General features: G+C 44.4%; 16 protein-coding genes. 15 read left to right on the plus strand and 1 reads right to left on the minus strand.

Translation table 11 applies throughout. From position 1 onward, the window contains the following. The first annotated feature begins 6 nt into the window (after positions 1–6). From der to CSX02_RS10225, 15 genes are all read left to right on the plus strand, one after another. Positions 7–1,332: a ribosome biogenesis GTPase Der gene (gene der / locus CSX02_RS10155; RefSeq protein ID WP_031543370.1), complete on the plus strand. Its 1,326-nt coding sequence runs from the start codon at positions 7–9 to the stop codon at positions 1,330–1,332. Beyond that, complete coding sequence (plsY, locus tag CSX02_RS10160; protein ID WP_099386599.1) at positions 1,332–1,988, plus strand: glycerol-3-phosphate 1-O-acyltransferase PlsY; 657 nt, start codon at positions 1,332–1,334, stop codon at positions 1,986–1,988. Before der ends, plsY begins: the two co-directional genes overlap by 1 nt. A gap of 18 nt (positions 1,989–2,006) precedes the next feature. After that, positions 2,007–3,017 carry an NAD(P)H-dependent glycerol-3-phosphate dehydrogenase gene (locus CSX02_RS10165; protein ID WP_031543368.1) on the plus strand — a complete coding sequence of 337 codons (1,011 nt, stop codon included), beginning with the start codon at positions 2,007–2,009 and terminating at the stop codon, positions 3,015–3,017. Between the two features lie 15 nt (positions 3,018–3,032). After that, positions 3,033–3,470, plus strand: a complete 438-nt coding sequence (locus CSX02_RS10170) for a dUTP diphosphatase (protein WP_099386600.1) — start codon at positions 3,033–3,035, stop codon at positions 3,468–3,470. Between the two features lie 26 nt (positions 3,471–3,496). Continuing rightward, positions 3,497–4,138 (plus strand): type I phosphoribosyltransferase, encoded by a 642-nt coding sequence (locus tag CSX02_RS10175; RefSeq protein WP_031543366.1) that lies wholly within the window; start codon positions 3,497–3,499, stop codon positions 4,136–4,138. Between the two features lie 150 nt (positions 4,139–4,288). Continuing rightward, the gene (locus CSX02_RS10180) at positions 4,289–5,401 is read left to right on the plus strand and encodes an ABC transporter ATP-binding protein (RefSeq protein WP_031543365.1); all 1,113 of its coding nucleotides are present in this window, start codon (positions 4,289–4,291) and stop codon (positions 5,399–5,401) included. A 93-nt stretch (positions 5,402–5,494) separates the two neighbouring features. Then, complete coding sequence (locus CSX02_RS10185) at positions 5,495–6,598, plus strand: PucR family transcriptional regulator (RefSeq protein WP_242970468.1); 1,104 nt, start codon at positions 5,495–5,497, stop codon at positions 6,596–6,598. Between the two features lie 3 nt (positions 6,599–6,601). Next, positions 6,602–8,554, plus strand: coding sequence for a DNA gyrase/topoisomerase IV subunit B (locus CSX02_RS10190; protein WP_031543363.1), 1,953 nt, complete (start codon positions 6,602–6,604; stop codon positions 8,552–8,554). A 24-nt stretch (positions 8,555–8,578) separates the two neighbouring features. Continuing rightward, the gene (locus CSX02_RS10195) at positions 8,579–10,813 is read left to right on the plus strand and encodes a DNA gyrase/topoisomerase IV subunit A (RefSeq protein WP_099386602.1); all 2,235 of its coding nucleotides are present in this window, start codon (positions 8,579–8,581) and stop codon (positions 10,811–10,813) included. 69 nt (positions 10,814–10,882) lie between these two features. After that, the gene (locus CSX02_RS10200; protein ID WP_143248176.1) at positions 10,883–12,121 is read left to right on the plus strand and encodes a bifunctional folylpolyglutamate synthase/dihydrofolate synthase; all 1,239 of its coding nucleotides are present in this window, start codon (positions 10,883–10,885) and stop codon (positions 12,119–12,121) included. After that, positions 12,090–12,479 (plus strand): thioesterase family protein, encoded by a 390-nt coding sequence (locus CSX02_RS10205; protein WP_408607296.1) that lies wholly within the window; start codon positions 12,090–12,092, stop codon positions 12,477–12,479. Before CSX02_RS10200 ends, CSX02_RS10205 begins: the two co-directional genes overlap by 32 nt. Further along, positions 12,479–13,291: a dihydropteroate synthase gene (folP, locus tag CSX02_RS10210; protein WP_099386605.1), complete on the plus strand. Its 813-nt coding sequence runs from the start codon at positions 12,479–12,481 to the stop codon at positions 13,289–13,291. The genes CSX02_RS10205 and folP overlap by 1 nt, the downstream gene beginning before the upstream one ends. A 2-nt stretch (positions 13,292–13,293) precedes the next feature. Continuing rightward, positions 13,294–14,109, plus strand: a complete 816-nt coding sequence (folK, locus tag CSX02_RS10215) for a 2-amino-4-hydroxy-6-hydroxymethyldihydropteridine diphosphokinase (protein ID WP_099386606.1) — start codon at positions 13,294–13,296, stop codon at positions 14,107–14,109. 8 nt (positions 14,110–14,117) lie between these two features. Further along, positions 14,118–14,765, plus strand: a complete 648-nt coding sequence (locus tag CSX02_RS10220) for an HAD hydrolase-like protein (protein WP_099386607.1) — start codon at positions 14,118–14,120, stop codon at positions 14,763–14,765. A 9-nt stretch (positions 14,766–14,774) separates the two neighbouring features. Then, positions 14,775–15,632 carry a CPBP family intramembrane glutamic endopeptidase gene (locus tag CSX02_RS10225; protein ID WP_099386608.1) on the plus strand — a complete coding sequence of 286 codons (858 nt, stop codon included), beginning with the start codon at positions 14,775–14,777 and terminating at the stop codon, positions 15,630–15,632. Here CSX02_RS10225 and CSX02_RS10230 read toward each other — a convergent pair. Then, positions 15,577–15,864 carry a hypothetical protein gene (locus CSX02_RS10230; protein WP_143248177.1) on the minus strand — a complete coding sequence of 96 codons (288 nt, stop codon included), beginning with the start codon at positions 15,862–15,864 and terminating at the stop codon, positions 15,577–15,579. The genes CSX02_RS10225 and CSX02_RS10230 overlap by 56 nt on opposite strands. Positions 15,865–16,205: the final 341 nt, after the last annotated feature.

Below are 16,205 nucleotides of genomic sequence, written 5' to 3' on the forward strand. Positions count from 1 at the left end.
TAAGAAATGAGTAAACCAATTGTAGCAGTGGTTGGACGACCAAATGTCGGAAAGTCTACATTGTTTAATACATTAGCGGGAGAGCGCATCTCCATTGTGCAGGATACTCCGGGCGTGACGCGTGATCGTATCTATGCGGAGGTTTCCTGGCTGAATTATAATTTTACACTGATTGATACCGGCGGAATCGAACCGGATTCCAAAGATGTCATCCTTTCTCAAATGAGAGAGCAGGCGCAGATCGCAATCGATACGGCAGATGTCATTATGTTTCTGGTGGATGTCCGCCAGGGACTGCAGGATGCGGACGGAAAAGTGGCTGATATGCTGCGCCGTTCCAACAAGCCGGTTGTCCTTGTGGTAAACAAGGTGGATGACTTTGATAAATATATGCCGGATGTATATGAATTTTACAATCTTGGAATCGGTGAGCCGTTCCCGGTATCCGCATCATCCAAACTCGGACTCGGCGACATGCTCGATGAAGTGGTGAAACACTTCCCACCGGAGTCAAACGAAGAAGAAGAGGATGACAGACCGCGTGTGGCAATCATCGGTAAGCCGAATGTCGGCAAGAGCTCTCTGGTCAACAAACTTGCGCAAAAGGATCGCGTGATTGTATCCAATATTGCCGGAACGACAAGAGATGCAATTGATACCGAAATCCGTTATAACGGAAAAGATTATATTCTGATTGATACGGCAGGAATTCGCCGCAAGAACAAAATCAAAGAAGAAATCGAACGATTCAGTATCATTCGTGCCGTGACCGCAGTGGAACGCGCCGATGTGGTATTGCTTGTTATCGATGCGACGGAGGGTGTCACCGAACAGGATGCAAAGATCGCCGGAATCGCACACGAGCGTGGAAAAGGAATCATCATCTGTGTCAACAAGTGGGATGCAGTCGAAAAGAACAACGATTCCGTTAAGGAATATACACAAAAAATCCGACAGATTTTAAGCTTTATGCCTTATGCGGAGATTCTCTTTATCTCTGCATTGACGGGACAGCGTCTGCCAAAGATTTTTGAGACAATGGATGCGGTAATTGAGAATAACAGCATGCGTGTCGGTACCGGTGTGTTGAACGAAATTGTTGCGGAAGCGGTTGCAATGCAGCAGCCTCCGACGGATAAGGGCAAACGCTTAAAGATTTATTATATTACGCAGGTCGCTGTAAAGCCGCCTACATTTGTCATTTTTGTCAATGACAAGAATTTGATGCATTTCTCATATACAAGATATCTCGAGAATCGAATTCGTGATACCTTTGGATTTGCAGGAACATCATTGAAATTTATCGTAAGAGAGAGGAAAGACGAAGGATAATGGTTGTATTATATCGAGTGATTGCTGTTGTAATCGGATATATTTTTGGTTTGTTTCAAACCGGATATATTTATGGAAAACGAAAAGGAATTGATATTCGTGAACATGGAAGCGGCAATTCCGGAACGACCAATACTCTTCGTACACTGGGAATTAAAGCCGGATTGATTACTTTTGCAGGAGACTGCTTAAAGGCAATTGTTGCAATGGCTGTGGTATGGGCGATTTTTCACGGCATCGCGGAAGACTGGATCAAAGTATTATGTTTATATGCCGGATTTGGTGCGGTATTGGGACACAATTTCCCGGTTTATCTGAAATTTAAAGGCGGAAAGGGAATCGCCTGTACAGCCGGAGTGGTCATTGGAATTTGTCCGCTCGCCGTTCCGGTGTGCTTTTTGGCATTTATCCTGATTGTCCTGATCACCAGATATGTTTCTCTTGGATCGATTGTCGGAGTACTTTTGTTTTTGTTGCAAATCTTTGTATTTTACCGCAATGGAATCCTTGGTGTTTCCGGCAATTATGCAAATGAATTTGTGATTATTACCATCTGCTTTACGCTTATGGCAATTATCCGTCATCGCACGAATATTGTTCGCCTGCTGAACGGAACCGAAAACAAAATTCATTTTTCAAAATCAGATCAATCGTAATTAGGAGGCATAATCAACATGTATAAAATCGGAATGATCGGTGCCGGAAGCTGGGGCATCGCACTTTCAAAAGTTTTGGCCGATAACGGACATCATGTCGTTGTCTGGTCGATTGTGGAAGAGGAAATTCAAATGCTTCGTGAGCATCATGAGCATTTGGACAAACTGCCGGGCGTCAAATTGCCGGACAGTATAGAATTTACAACCGATATTTCGCAGGCAATCCGTGAGATGGATTTGATTGTACTTGCAGTACCTTCCGTATTTACCAGAAGCACGGCAAAGCGCATGGCGGAATATGTTGCAAAAGGACAGATTATTGTCTGCGTTGCAAAGGGAATTGAAGAGGATACACTGATGACATTAAGTGATATTGTCGAGCAGGAAATCCCGGCTGCAACGGTTGCTGTAATGTGTGGACCTTCCCACGCGGAAGAAGTCGGAATCGGACTCCCTACTACTGTGGTTGCAGGTGCGCATAAGAGAGAAACCGCTGAAAAAATTCAGGATATTTTTATGAATTCCGTTTTCCGTGTCTATACCAGCCCGGATGTGCTTGGTATGGAACTGGGCGGTTCATTGAAGAATGTGATTGCGCTTGCTGCAGGAATGGCAGACGGACTCGGATATGGAGACAATACCAAGGCGGCATTGATCACACGCGGAATCGCTGAGCTGACCAGACTCGCCACCAAGATGGGCGCCTGCGAAGAAACACTTTCAGGATTGACCGGCATCGGCGATTTGATTGTAACCTGCCAAAGCCGTCACAGTCGCAACCGAAAAGCGGGAATGCTGATGGGACAGGGCATGACCATGGAAGAGGCCACCAAAGAAGTCAAGATGGTAGTGGAAGGCATTTATTCTGCAAAAGCCGCACTTGCGCTCGCAAAGAAATATCAGGTTTCCATGCCGATTATCGAAGGCGTGAACCGTGTGCTTTTCGAAAACGAAAAGGCTTCATCTGTTGTGGAATCCTTGATGATGCGCGACAAGAAGTCAGAGCATAGCACACTGGAATGGGAATAAGGATAAGGAAAAAAGATGGAACAGACAATTCGAATCAAATATCTGAGCAATCAGATTGAAAAATTGGATTATATTGATGGAAAGAGCGACTGGATTGATTTGCGTGCGGCTGAAGATGTAGTAATGAAAGCCGGAGAATTCAAACTGATTCCGCTCGGCATCGCGATGGAACTGCCACAGGGCTATGAGGCACATGTGGTTCCGCGCAGCTCAACATTCAAAACCTGGGGATTGATCCAGGTAAACAGCATGGGAATCATTGACTGCTCTTATTGTGGAGATCAGGATCAGTGGTTCGTACCGATGTATGCAACGCGTGACACCGAAATCCATATCAACGACCGTATTGCGCAATTCCGTATTATGGAAAATCAGCCGAAGATCCGTTTTGAAATGACGGAGCATCTTGGCAACAGCAATCGCGGAGGATTCGGAAGCACCGGCAGATCATAAATTTTTCTATGGGGAGGTTTTTAATTATGGAAGAAAGAAAAATTAAATTCTATTCGAAACAGGGCAACAATCTTGCAATGCATGCCATTCCGGGACATTTCGCGACCAGTCACTCCCATATCAATTATTATATTGATGTGACCAGTATCGGAACCCGTATCAATGAGGCAAAAGCTGCAGCAAGAGCTTTTCAGCAAAAGATTCCGATGACCAAAGCTGTGGATACCATTGTATGTATGGACAAGACAGAGGTAATCGGAGCGTTTCTTGCGGAAGAACTCGAGAAGAACGGTTATCGCAATTATAATATGCACGAGACGACTTATGTGGTTTCTCCGGAAATCAATGCGAACAATCAAATGCTGTTTCGAGACAACAACAAAATGGCCATCCAGGGCAAGCATATCGTCCTGATGTTTGCAACCACTTCAACAGGTGATACCATTCGCCGTGCGCTCGAATGCATTCAGTACTATGGAGGAATTGTGGAGATGGTATGCTCCGTATTCTCGACCGTGGACAATGTCGAAGGATATGAGATTGACTATCTTTTTGACGAGAATGATATTCCGGGATATGAAGCATATCCGGTACATGAATGTCCGTTCTGCAAAAAGGGTCATCCGATTGAAGCGATGGTAAACGGCTACGGATATTCAAAGCTTTAGTACCAAAGTACGGTGGTTCGTCAAAATAACAAATGTGATGCCAAAATATTATCTATTTTGACAATTCTAACAAAATGCCTCTTAGGGTATTATAATTTCAGAGAAGCCGAAAGGCTATGAAATTGATAATACTTTAGGAGGTATTTTATAATGGCAAGTTTATCATTGAAAAACATTTGCAAAGTTTATCCAAACGGATTTGAGGCAGTTAAGGACTTCAACCTTGAAGTAGAAGATAAGGAATTCATCATCTTCGTAGGACCTTCAGGATGTGGTAAGTCTACTACACTTCGTATGATTGCCGGTTTGGAAGAGATTTCTTCCGGTGAATTGATCATCGACGGAAAGCTGATGAATGACGTAGAGCCAAAGGATCGTGATATCGCAATGGTATTCCAGAACTACGCTCTGTATCCTCATATGACCGTTTTTGATAATATGGCATTCGGATTAAAGTTACGTAAGGTTCCGAAGGATGAAATTAAGGCAAAGGTTGAAGAGGCAGCTCGCATCCTTGACCTTGAGAAATTATTGGATCGTAAGCCAAAGGCTCTTTCCGGTGGACAGAGACAGCGTGTAGCTATGGGTCGTGCAATCGTTCGTAATCCTAAGGTATTCCTTATGGATGAGCCTTTATCAAACCTTGATGCTAAGCTTCGTGTACAGATGAGATCTGAGATTTCTTCATTACATAACAGACTTGGTGCTACCATCATCTATGTAACCCATGATCAGACCGAGGCTATGACACTTGGTACCAGAATCGTTGTATTAAAAGATGGTGTAATCATGCAGGTTGATTCTCCTCAGAAGTTATACAATGAGCCGAACAACTTATTCGTAGCAGGATTCATCGGATCACCTCAGATGAACTTCGTTGATGCAGAAGTTGTAGCAGAAGGTTCCGGAGCAGCTCTTAAGTTTGCTGATTTCAAGGTAACTCTTCCAAGCGAAAAGGCTAAGAAGCTTGTTGACGGCGGATATGTTGGAAAGACCGTTGTTATGGGTATTCGTCCGGAAGACATCTATGATGATGCAGACAGCCTTGAGAAATTCTCTGAGAGCATCGTAAGCTCTGAAGTAACCGGATACGAATTGCTTGGTGCAGAAGTATTATTGTATTACACAATCGCAGGTGCAAACATGACCGCTCGTGTAAATTCTGATACTCCGGCTCGTTATGGCGATCAGGTTAAGCTTGCTCTTGATGTTTCTAAGATTCATGTATTTGATAAGGAAACAGAGCAGACAATTACCAACTAGGATTTGACTTTTAAGTCCCGGTTCGATAAAATTAAACAGTGGTAAATATAAAACCGGGTGTGATATTTACACCCGGTTTTTAAATGTTATAAAATGACGGGAGAATCAGCCTTGGTATCCAATCAAAAATTTGAATTCACATTATCAGAAATTCATGAAATCACCAGTCTTTCCTGCTATCTCTTCACTGCGGAGGGAATGCTGATAGCATCGGTTGGCGAGGAATCGGCAGATGCGGAAACGGCATTTTTGAAGCTGAAGCAGCAGGAGTTTGAACAGGAGCAGGAAGCACAGTTTCATTGCTTTTTGATCGCAATCGAAGAGGAAACAGAATATGTCCTGCTTTTATCCGGAGAACCGTATCAGGATACGATTGGCAGGATGGCTGCGGCACAGGTTCGCACCCTGGCAATGGCTTCGGCACAACAGTATGACCGTGCCGGCTTCATGCAAAATGTGATTCTGGCCAATATGCTTCCGATTGAGGTGATTACCAGAGGCAAGAAATTACATGTGGAAAATGCAAGGCGTGTGGTTTATATTATTGATACTGCGAAGAAAAACCACGAGCTGGTATTGGCTACGGTAAAGAATCTGTCCAATATCAAGAACAAAGATTTTGTATTTCGACTGGATGAATCATCTGTCATCCTGGTCAAGGAACTTCCGGAATGTGATAATGAGACAGAAGAGGATCGTTTCCTTCAGGAGACGGCATCTCAGCTGGTTGACAATATTCATATGGAGGTTATGGTCAAGGCGAGAGTCGGATATGGCAACCCGGTGGAAAAACTGATTGATGTTGCAAAATCATATCAGGAAGCCAGAATGGCACTGGAGGTTGGCCGTGTATTCTATGCACAACAGGATACGATTTCCTATGGCAGACTCGGTATCGGCCGTCTGATTTATCAGCTTCCGCAGAGTTTATGTGAAATGTTTATCCGAGAAGTCTTTGGTGAGACGGTCCCGGATATTTTAGAGGATGAAGAGGCGATGAATACCATCAATCGCTTTTTCGAAAATTCATTGAATATTTCAGAGACGGCAAGACAATTGTATTTGCATCGCAATACACTGGTATACCGTCTGGAACGAATTGAAAAAGCCATCGGCCTTGATATTCGTAATTTTGAAGATGCCATGACATTCCGCATTGCGGTAATGGTATTGGCACATATGAAGGAGAATGTTTAATTTATGGCAACAAAGTATGATGCGAGCAGTATTTCCATATTAGAAGGTCTTGAGGCGGTGCGCAAGCGTCCGGGAATGTACATCGGAAGCGTAACGACCAAGGGACTGAATCATTTGATTTATGAAATCGTGGACAATGCGGTGGATGAGCACCTGGCAGGCGAATGCGACACAATCTGGGTGACTTTGGAAGCGGATGGCTCCTGTACGGTAGAAGATAACGGACGCGGTATTCCGGTGGGAATGCATGCAAAGGGCGTATCTGCTGCACGTATTGTATTTTCAACATTGCATGCGGGTGGTAAATTTGACAATACCGTTTATAAAACAAGCGGTGGTTTGCACGGTGTTGGTTCTTCGGTTGTAAATGCACTTTCCACACGCATGGATATCGAAATTTCCCGTGACGGCCTGATTCATCATGATGGATATGAGCGCGGTGTGCCGGTGGTTAAGCTGGAGAAAGGACTGCTTCCGACACTGGGAAAAACCAAAAAGCATGGCACGAAAATTAATTTTCTTCCGGATCCGGAAATCTTTGAAAAGACCAGATTCCGTGAGGATGATGTCAAGAGCCGTATGCATGAAACGGCATATTTAAATCCTAATTTGACAATTATCTATGAAGATCGACGCGAAGATAACGAAAAGCGTCCGGATGGACAGCCGGAGCATATCGAATTTCACGAGCCGGAGGGCATTGTCGGATTCGTCAAAGATATCAACAAAAAGCAAAAACTTGCCGGACTTCATGATGTCATTTCATTTCATGGTGTGGCTGAGGGGATTGAAGTGGATGTTGCATTTCAGTATACCGATGAATTCCATGAGACAATTTTAGGCTTTTGTAATAATATTTTTAACTCTGAGGGCGGCGCGCATCTGACCGGATTTAAGACTGCTTTTACAGCAGTTATCAATTCTTATGCGCGTGAACTCGGAATTCTTAAGGACAAGGATCCAAACTTCAACGGAGCAGAAGTGCGAAGCGGCATGACGGCCGTTGTCTCCGTAAAACATCCGGATCCTCGTTTTGAAGGACAGACAAAGACCAAACTGGATAATCAGGATGCGGCCAAAGCGGTATCAAAGGTAACCAATGACAAGATTCCACTTTATTTCGATCGAAATCTGGAAGTGTTAAAGGCTGTGATTGCCTGCGCAGAAAAAGCGTCAAAGATTAGAAAAGCAGAGGAACGCGCGCGCACCAATTTGCTGACCAAACAAAAATATTCCTTTGATTCCAACGGCAAACTTGCCAATTGTGAAAGTCGTGATGCTTCCAAGTGCGAAATTTTTATCGTCGAGGGAGATTCTGCGGGCGGTTCTGCAAAGACGGCACGCAATCGTATGTATCAGGCAATTTTGCCGATACGCGGTAAAATATTAAATGTCGAGAAAGCAAGTATTGATAAAGTGTTGGCCAATGCGGAAATCAAGACGATGATCAATGCATTTGGCTGCGGATTTTCTGAAGGCTATGGCAATGATTTTGATATTTCCAAATTGCGTTATGACAAGATTGTTATTATGGCCGATGCGGACGTCGACGGTGCGCATATTTCGACCTTGCTGCTGACTCTGTTTTACCGCTTTATGCCGGATTTGATCAATGAGGGACATGTCTATGTGGCAATGCCTCCGCTCTATAAAGTACAGCCGGCAAAGGGTGATGAGATTTATCTGTATGATGATGCGGCTCTGGAAAAATACCGCAGAAGACATGAGGGTGAAAAATTTACACTCCAGCGTTACAAAGGTCTTGGAGAAATGGATGCGGAACAGCTGTGGGAGACCACTTTGAATCCGCAAACCCGTATGATGAAGCGCATCGAGATTGAAGATGCGATGATGGCAAGTGATATGACTTCCCTTTTGATGGGAAATGATGTCGTGCAGCGCCGCGAATTTATTTATGAGCATGCATATGATGCAGAGCTCGATTATAATGCATAAAAAACAAGAAAGAAGAGTATTTGAATGTCTGATCAGAATATTATTCAAACAGAATATTCCGAACATTTGCAGAAATCATTTTTGGATTATGCGATGTCTGTCATTGTTGCGCGTGCATTTCCGGATGTGCGTGATGGATTAAAGCCGGTACAGCGGCGCACTTTATATGATATGTATGAACTGGGTGTGCGCTATGACAGACCATATAAGAAGAGTGCACGTATTGTCGGTGATACCATGGGTAAATATCACCCGCACGGTGATTCTTCCATCTATGGAGCACTCGTTGTTCTGGCGCAGGATTTCAAAGAGGGCCAGGCACTGATTGACGGGCATGGTAACTTCGGTTCCATTGAGGGAGATGGCGCAGCGGCAATGCGTTATACGGAAGCACGTCTGCAAAAAATCACGCAGGAGGCATATCTTGGCGATCTCGACAAGGATGTTGTTGATTTTATACCGAATTATGATGAAACCGAAAAAGAGCCTGTGGTACTGCCGGTACGTGTGCCGAATCTGTTGATCAACGGATCGGAAGGAATCGGTGTCGGAATGGTGACCAGCATTCCGCCGCACAATCTTGGCGAATGCATCGACGGCGTGATTGCCTATATGAAGAATCCGGATATTACCAATGCTGAAATGATGGAATATATTCCGGGACCGGATTTTCCTACAGGCGGAATCATTGCAAACAAGGATGAATTGCTCAGCATTTATGAAACCGGACAGGGAAAAATCAAGGTGCGCGGCAAAGTGGAGCTTGAAAAGGCAAAAGGTGGCAAAGAGCGTCTTGTCATTACAGAGATTCCGTATACCATGATCGGTGCCAATATCGGTAAATTTTTGAATGATGTGGCTTCTTTAGTTGAGACACGCAAGACTTCCGATATTGTTGATATTACGAACCAGTCTTCCAAGGAAGGCATTCGCATCGTGCTTGAGTTAAAGCGCGGTGCTGATGTGGAAGCATTAAAGAATCTGTTATACAAAAAGACCAAACTCGAAGATACATTTGGTGTGAATATGCTTGCGGTGGCGGACGGAAAGCCGGAAACCTTGTCTTTGGTGCAGATTATCCGTCACCATGTCAATTTTCAATTCGATGTCAATACCAGAAAATATAAGACGCTTCTGAGCAAAGAAATGGACAAAAAAGAAATCCAGGAAGGCTTGATTGAAGCTTGTAATGTCATCGATTTGATCATTGAGGTGTTGCGCGGCAGCAAGGAAGTGAAGCAGGCGAAGGCCTGTCTGACCGAAGGAATCACGGACGGAATTGCCTTCAAGTCAAAAGAGTCCGAAAAAATGGCGAAGCAATTGCATTTCACACAAAATCAGGCACAGGCGATTCTCGACATGAGACTGCACCGCCTGGTTGGTCTCGAGATTGAGGCACTCATGGCAGACCACAACGAGACACTTGCAAAGATTGCGGAATATCAGGATTATCTGTCAAACCGTGCATCTATGGCAAAGCATATCATGAAGGAATTAAAGGCGTACAAGAAAGAGTATGAGCGCGCCAGACGAACCGAAATCGATAACCTTGCGGAAGCGGTTGTGGAAGAAAAACCGATTGAAGTGAAAGATGTTGTCTTCCTGATGGACCGCTTTGGATATGCAAAGACCATCGATCTTGCAACTTATGAAAGAAACAAAGAAGCTGCCGATGCGGAAAATAAATATGTCTTTGTCTGCAAAAATGTCGGAAAGATTTGTATCTTTACCGATCATGGCAATATGCACAGCATAAAGACACTGGATTTGCCATTTGGAAAATTCCGTGACAAGGGAGTTCCGATTGACAATCTCTCCAATTATGACAGCAAACAGGAACGCTTTATCTATGTCTGTGATCTCGATGCGATTGCGGGACAAAAGATGATATTTGCGACGAAGACTGCGATGATTAAGCAGGTTGACGGCACGGAATTTGTGGCATCAAAACGCACCATTGCCGCGACCAAACTGGCAGATGATGATTTGGTATTGAATGTCAGCCCATTGACAGAAGGAATGACCATGGTGATGCGCTCCGCAAAGGAAGCATTCCTGAGAATTGCCTGTGATACCATTCCGGAAAAGAAAAAAACTGCAATTGGAGTCAGAGGTATGAAGCTGGATGCACAGGATGAATTGCAGGCAGTATATTTCCTTACAGAGGGTGACAACCGTGTGGTTGAAGTGAAGGGAAAAGAGGTTTCCCTGAATCGTCTTCATATCGGAAATCGTGATACGAAAGGTGTTAAGAGATAAGTGACTACAGAACTCTTACAATTCTTGGATACAATCAAAAACAAAGGCTCTGTGCTAGGCCTTTCAAATATGAAACATTTGATGGAGGCTCTGGGCAACGTACAATTGGCGTTGCCCATTATCCATATTGCGGGAACGAACGGAAAAGGTTCCGTGGGAGCTTATCTGTCTTCCCTTTACCGCCGGATGGGACTGACGGTAGGCAGATATACTTCACCGGCAGTTTTTTCGCCGCTGGAAGTATTTACATTGAATGATATTCCGATGTCTGCCGATGAATATGAGACTCTTATGGAGCAGATTCGCTGTGTATGCAGCGAACTGCCGGAAGCACAGTGGCCAACCATATTTGAAGCGGAAACAGCAATTGCCTTTTTGTGGTTTGCAAAGAAAAAGCCTGATATCATATTGATGGAATGCGGTATGGGCGGAGCGGAAGATGCGACGAATGTGCTGGATACACCGATTGCATCGGTTATCACATCCATCAGCCTGGATCATATCCGCTTTTTGGGAAATACCTGTGAAGAAATTGCTTCCGTAAAAGCGGGAATCATCAAGTCACATTGTCCTGTTTTTTCTGCTCCGCAGACAGAAGGTGTCAAATCGGTTTTGTCCAAATATGCAGACGAAAAAGATGCAGAAATTACATTTGTTGATACGCATGATATCCGGCTCGAATCAGAAAAGCCTGGGCAGTTATGCTTTTCATGGAAACAGATTACATTTGAGACAAAAATGGCAGGCCATTATCAACTGATTAACTGTGCATTGGCTTTGGAGACATTTCTGGGGACCATCGATCGGATTGCACCGGATTGTCTGGCAAAAGATGCGGCATATACTGCAAAGCTTCAGGAAGCGATTGCAAATACATCATGGCCCGGCCGTTTTGAAGTGATTTCCGAAAATCCGTTGGTGATTCTGGACGGCGCACATAATGAAGGGGCGGCATTGGAATTGGCAGAAAGCTTACGGCACAGTTTTGGCCAATCAAAGATCGTTATGGTTATGGGTGTGTTGAGCGACAAGGCTCATGCGAAGATGTTGTCGATTTTGCTACCGTTTGCATCCGAACTCATTACGCTGACTCCACCGGACAATCCAAGGGCATTCTCCGGGATGGAATTATATCAGGAAGCAAAACAACTGAATCAAATGCCAATGCGTGTGGCCGACAGTGTCCGGGAAGCAATTCAGATGGCGCTTGAGCAGAATCAACCGATTCTGTTTTGTGGGTCTTTATCGTATTTGGGAGCTGTAAGAAAGGAATGGAATGATGGAATTAAAAGTAGGATTAACAAATGAAGTGAGTGAAGAAGTGACGCATAATCGTACAGCAGAATCCATGGGAAGCGGTCTGCTCCCGGTATATGCAACACCTGCAATGATTGCCCTGATGGAAAATTGCTGCTGTTACAGTGTGGCGCCTTATTTGGAACCGGGGCAGGGGACGGTCGGAATTGCTGTAAACATTCGTCATGTTTCTGCAACGGTTGAAGGACGTAAGGTACGTGTCTGCTCAGAATTAAAGGCGATTGATGGACGTAAACTGACCTTTTCGGTTACGGCATATGATGAAGCCGGAGTGATCGGAGAAGGGGAACATGAGCGCTTCGTGATTGACAGCGCCAGATTTATGGAAAAAGCAAAGGGGAAAGCATAATGAAAATCGGGAAACATGAATTTGATTTGAAACATGACTGCTATATCATGGGAATTTTAAATGTAACACCGGATTCCTTTTCGGATGGCGGAAAATGGAATGACATCGATCGGGCATTATATCATGTCGAAGAAATGATTGCAGAACATGCTGCCATCATTGATGTTGGCGGAGAATCTACCAGACCTGGCTACGAACGAATCTCCGATGAAGAGGAAATTTCTCGTGTCGCACCTATCATTGAAAAGATTAAGACACGATTTGATATTCCGATTTCGATTGATACATATAAGAGCCGTGTTGCTGAAGCGGCTGTTGCTGCCGGCGCTGATATGCTCAATGATATCTGGGGATTTCGCGCAGATGAACAGATGGCTGCTCTGGCTGCGCGCGAGAATATCCCATGCTGTCTGATGCATAACCGTCAGGAACCGGCAGTGTCTGATTTTGTCGCAACCATGAAAAATGATTTGATGAAATCATTGGAAATTGCAAAATCTGCCGGGGTGAAGGATGAGCAGATAATTCTGGATCCGGGGGTTGGTTTTGGCAAGACCTTTGAGCAAAATCTGCTGGCAGTGAAACATCTTGACAGTCTGCTGGAACTTGGATATCCGGTCTTGCTGGCAACATCGCGCAAATCGGTTGTCGGTTTGGCTTTGGATCTGCCGAAAGATCAGCGCGTGGAAGGAACCGTTGCGACGACGGTGATGGGCGTGGAGCGCGGAGCCTGCATGTTCCGTGTTCATGATGTGAAAGAAAATTATCGCGCAATGCGTATGGCACAAGCAATTTTCAATGCGATGGAGTAAAAATGAATCAGGATTATATTAATGTGGAAGGCCTCCAGATATATGCATATCATGGAGTATTTGAAGAGGAAAAACAAAAGGGGCAGACATTTTTGATCAATGCAAAAGTGTATTATGATATGTCTGCGCCTGCGCAGGAAGATCAGATTCAGGCGGCACTCAATTATGCAGACCTGTGTGTTTTTATGGATGCATTTTTACGCAGTGAACATTTTGATCTGATTGAGGCAGCGGCAGATGCAGTTGCCAATGCAGTCTTACTTCATTTTGCACAGGCAACCCGAATCGTCCTCTGCCTGCGTAAGCCGTCAGCACCAATCGGGCTGCCGTTTGAAGATGTCTCAGTGACAGTGGAGCGCGGTTGGCACAGGGTATTTTTGGCAATCGGTTCGAACATGGGAGACCGCAGAGCTTATCTTGACTCGGTGCAGGAGGCACTGAAAGTGCCGCAGGTGCGCGGAGTCCGTGTTTCTGGCTATATAGAGACCGAACCATATGGAGGTGTGGAGCAGGACCGATTCTTAAATGGTGCGATAGAATTGTGGACGACAGACTCTCCGAAGGAGTTGCTGGAGCGATGCCATGCAATCGAGCATGCTGCGCACAGAACACGCGAAATCCATTGGGGTCCGCGGACACTTGATGTCGATATTCTGTTTTATGATTCCCTGATTTATGACGATTCGGATCTGATTATTCCGCATATCGATATCAAAAACCGGAATTTTGTGCTGCGCCCGATGACGGAACTGGCGCCGGGATTTGTACATCCTGTTTATCATAAGACAATGCGTGATTTATTGGAAGAATTGGAGTAGAATGAAAGATGTATCGAGTGATTCTTTTTGATTTGGATGGTACATTGATTGATTCGTCAGATGGAATTATCAAATCGGTTTTATATACTTTACAATTTTATGGAATAGAAGAAAGCGATACAGACGGACTCAGACGTTTTATCGGTCCGCCGCTTTCGGAAAGTTTTGAAAAATTTTATGCTTTTTCAAAGGAACAGGCACGCGAAGCGGTTGATAAATTCCGTGAAAGATATAATGTGAAGGGCTATCTGGAATGCGAATTATATCCGGATACAAAACAGGTGCTGACGCAGCTGAAAGAAGACGGATTCCTTCTCGGGGTTGCAACCTCCAAACCGGAGATTACCGCACGGCGCATCCTGGAACAGAAAGGAATTGCAGATTTGTTCGACGAAATCTGTGGGGCAACCATGGATGGAAGAATTGAAAAAAAGGCGGACGTATTACAGGAACTGTTGCGTCGTCATCCGGAATATGTAAAAGAAGAGATGGTGTTGATCGGGGATACGGCTTTTGATGTGCATGGTGCAAATGCATTGGGAATTGATTCTGCGGCCGTTGGCTTCGGGTTCGGAAATGTTCAGGAAATGAGATTAGCCGGAGCGGTAGAAATATTTGATTCAATGCAAGAATTAAAAGAATATTTTATAAAATAGGGGGCTTTTATGGAACAGTTTAAATTGAAAAATTCGATTCCGATTCTGGTATGGCTGGCAATTTATCCTGCGCTGTTATACTATGCAATTATGTATATCCTGTCGACATTATGTGCTTTTTTTGCAAGAAACATATTAAATGTGGAATTAACAGAGAGTGTAAAGGCAGTTGTCCTGCTGGTCTCATCGGTTGCCACTATTCCGTTTATGTTTTCAGTCTATGCGAATGACCGAAATGCCGGACTTGGCATCGGCGGCTATCTGCGTGAGCATAAACCTTCTGTTTCCAAACAAAAGATTAAGATTGCATTATTTGCCGCAGTAATTGTGATTGTGATGGGATTTGCGTTGAATAACCTGATTGGAATGACTCCACTGATTCGCTGGTCAGAAGGATACCGGAATGCGAATGCGAATCTGTATAGCGGATCGCTGGTGGTGATTTTGATGCGTAGTGCGTTTTTTGTTCCTATCCTTGAAGAACTGACATTCCGTGGAATTGTCCAGTTTCGTATGTCCGTGCGCCTGCATCGTATTTGGGCAATCCTAATTGCAGCATTATTATTTGCGGTGATGCATATGAATGTCGTGCAATCCACCTATGCCTTTTTCCTGGGCATTGTACTGGGAATCATCTGCGATCATGTCGGCCATATTTATCCGGCTGTCATCGGTCATATGGCCGTGAATGCAGTTACGGTATTGCGTGTGCAATTCCAATGGCTTCCGAGTCTGTCAGACGGAAGTGTAAGCGCATGGCTGATTTCTCTTGGCATACTATGCTTTGGAATTGCGATGCTGTTGTTATTTGTTAAGATTCCGATTGATTCGAATCAGAATCAGATTCATTCTGAGCAGACGCATTGATGTCTGCTGCACCGGATGCCTCTTTATTATCGTCGCGGTGTCCGGTGATCATCTGATACAGGAAAATATAAAACCAGATCAAAATCGGAATGACGATAGTCAGTCCAACGGCTCCCTTAAACATCATCATGGAATGTGTATGATCAACAATTGCTACAATCAATGTGGCAACATACATCGCAACCAGAATAATAATTCCTATCCATGCAAGAATTCTCTTCATATTTCTCAATTCTCTATTCCTCCATTATCCTTATACGAAAATCTTTCCTTCTAATATATCATTCCCCTTCACGGGATTCCACCCCCAATTTTCACCCGCTGTTCCGATGCCCATTCCGGCCCCCACATGGCATTTGAAAACATAATCCTCAGCCCATAAACTCGGTACCCCCTTCACGTTTTTGCGAATATTTTAGTTTTTCAATATGCAAAAGGCGAGCATCAGACATGTGTCTTTTGGTGAATGAACCATTTTGAAAATAGTTTATGAAGTGGCGGACACCTAGTTTGTTGATATTATGTACTCCTCAATCTAAGGGATACCCGGGTTCAGACTCCGTTTGCATAGCG

The organism is Agathobacter ruminis, assembly GCF_002735305.1.
In the GTDB taxonomy this organism is placed as follows: Bacteria; Bacillota; Clostridia; order Lachnospirales; family Lachnospiraceae; genus Roseburia; species Roseburia ruminis.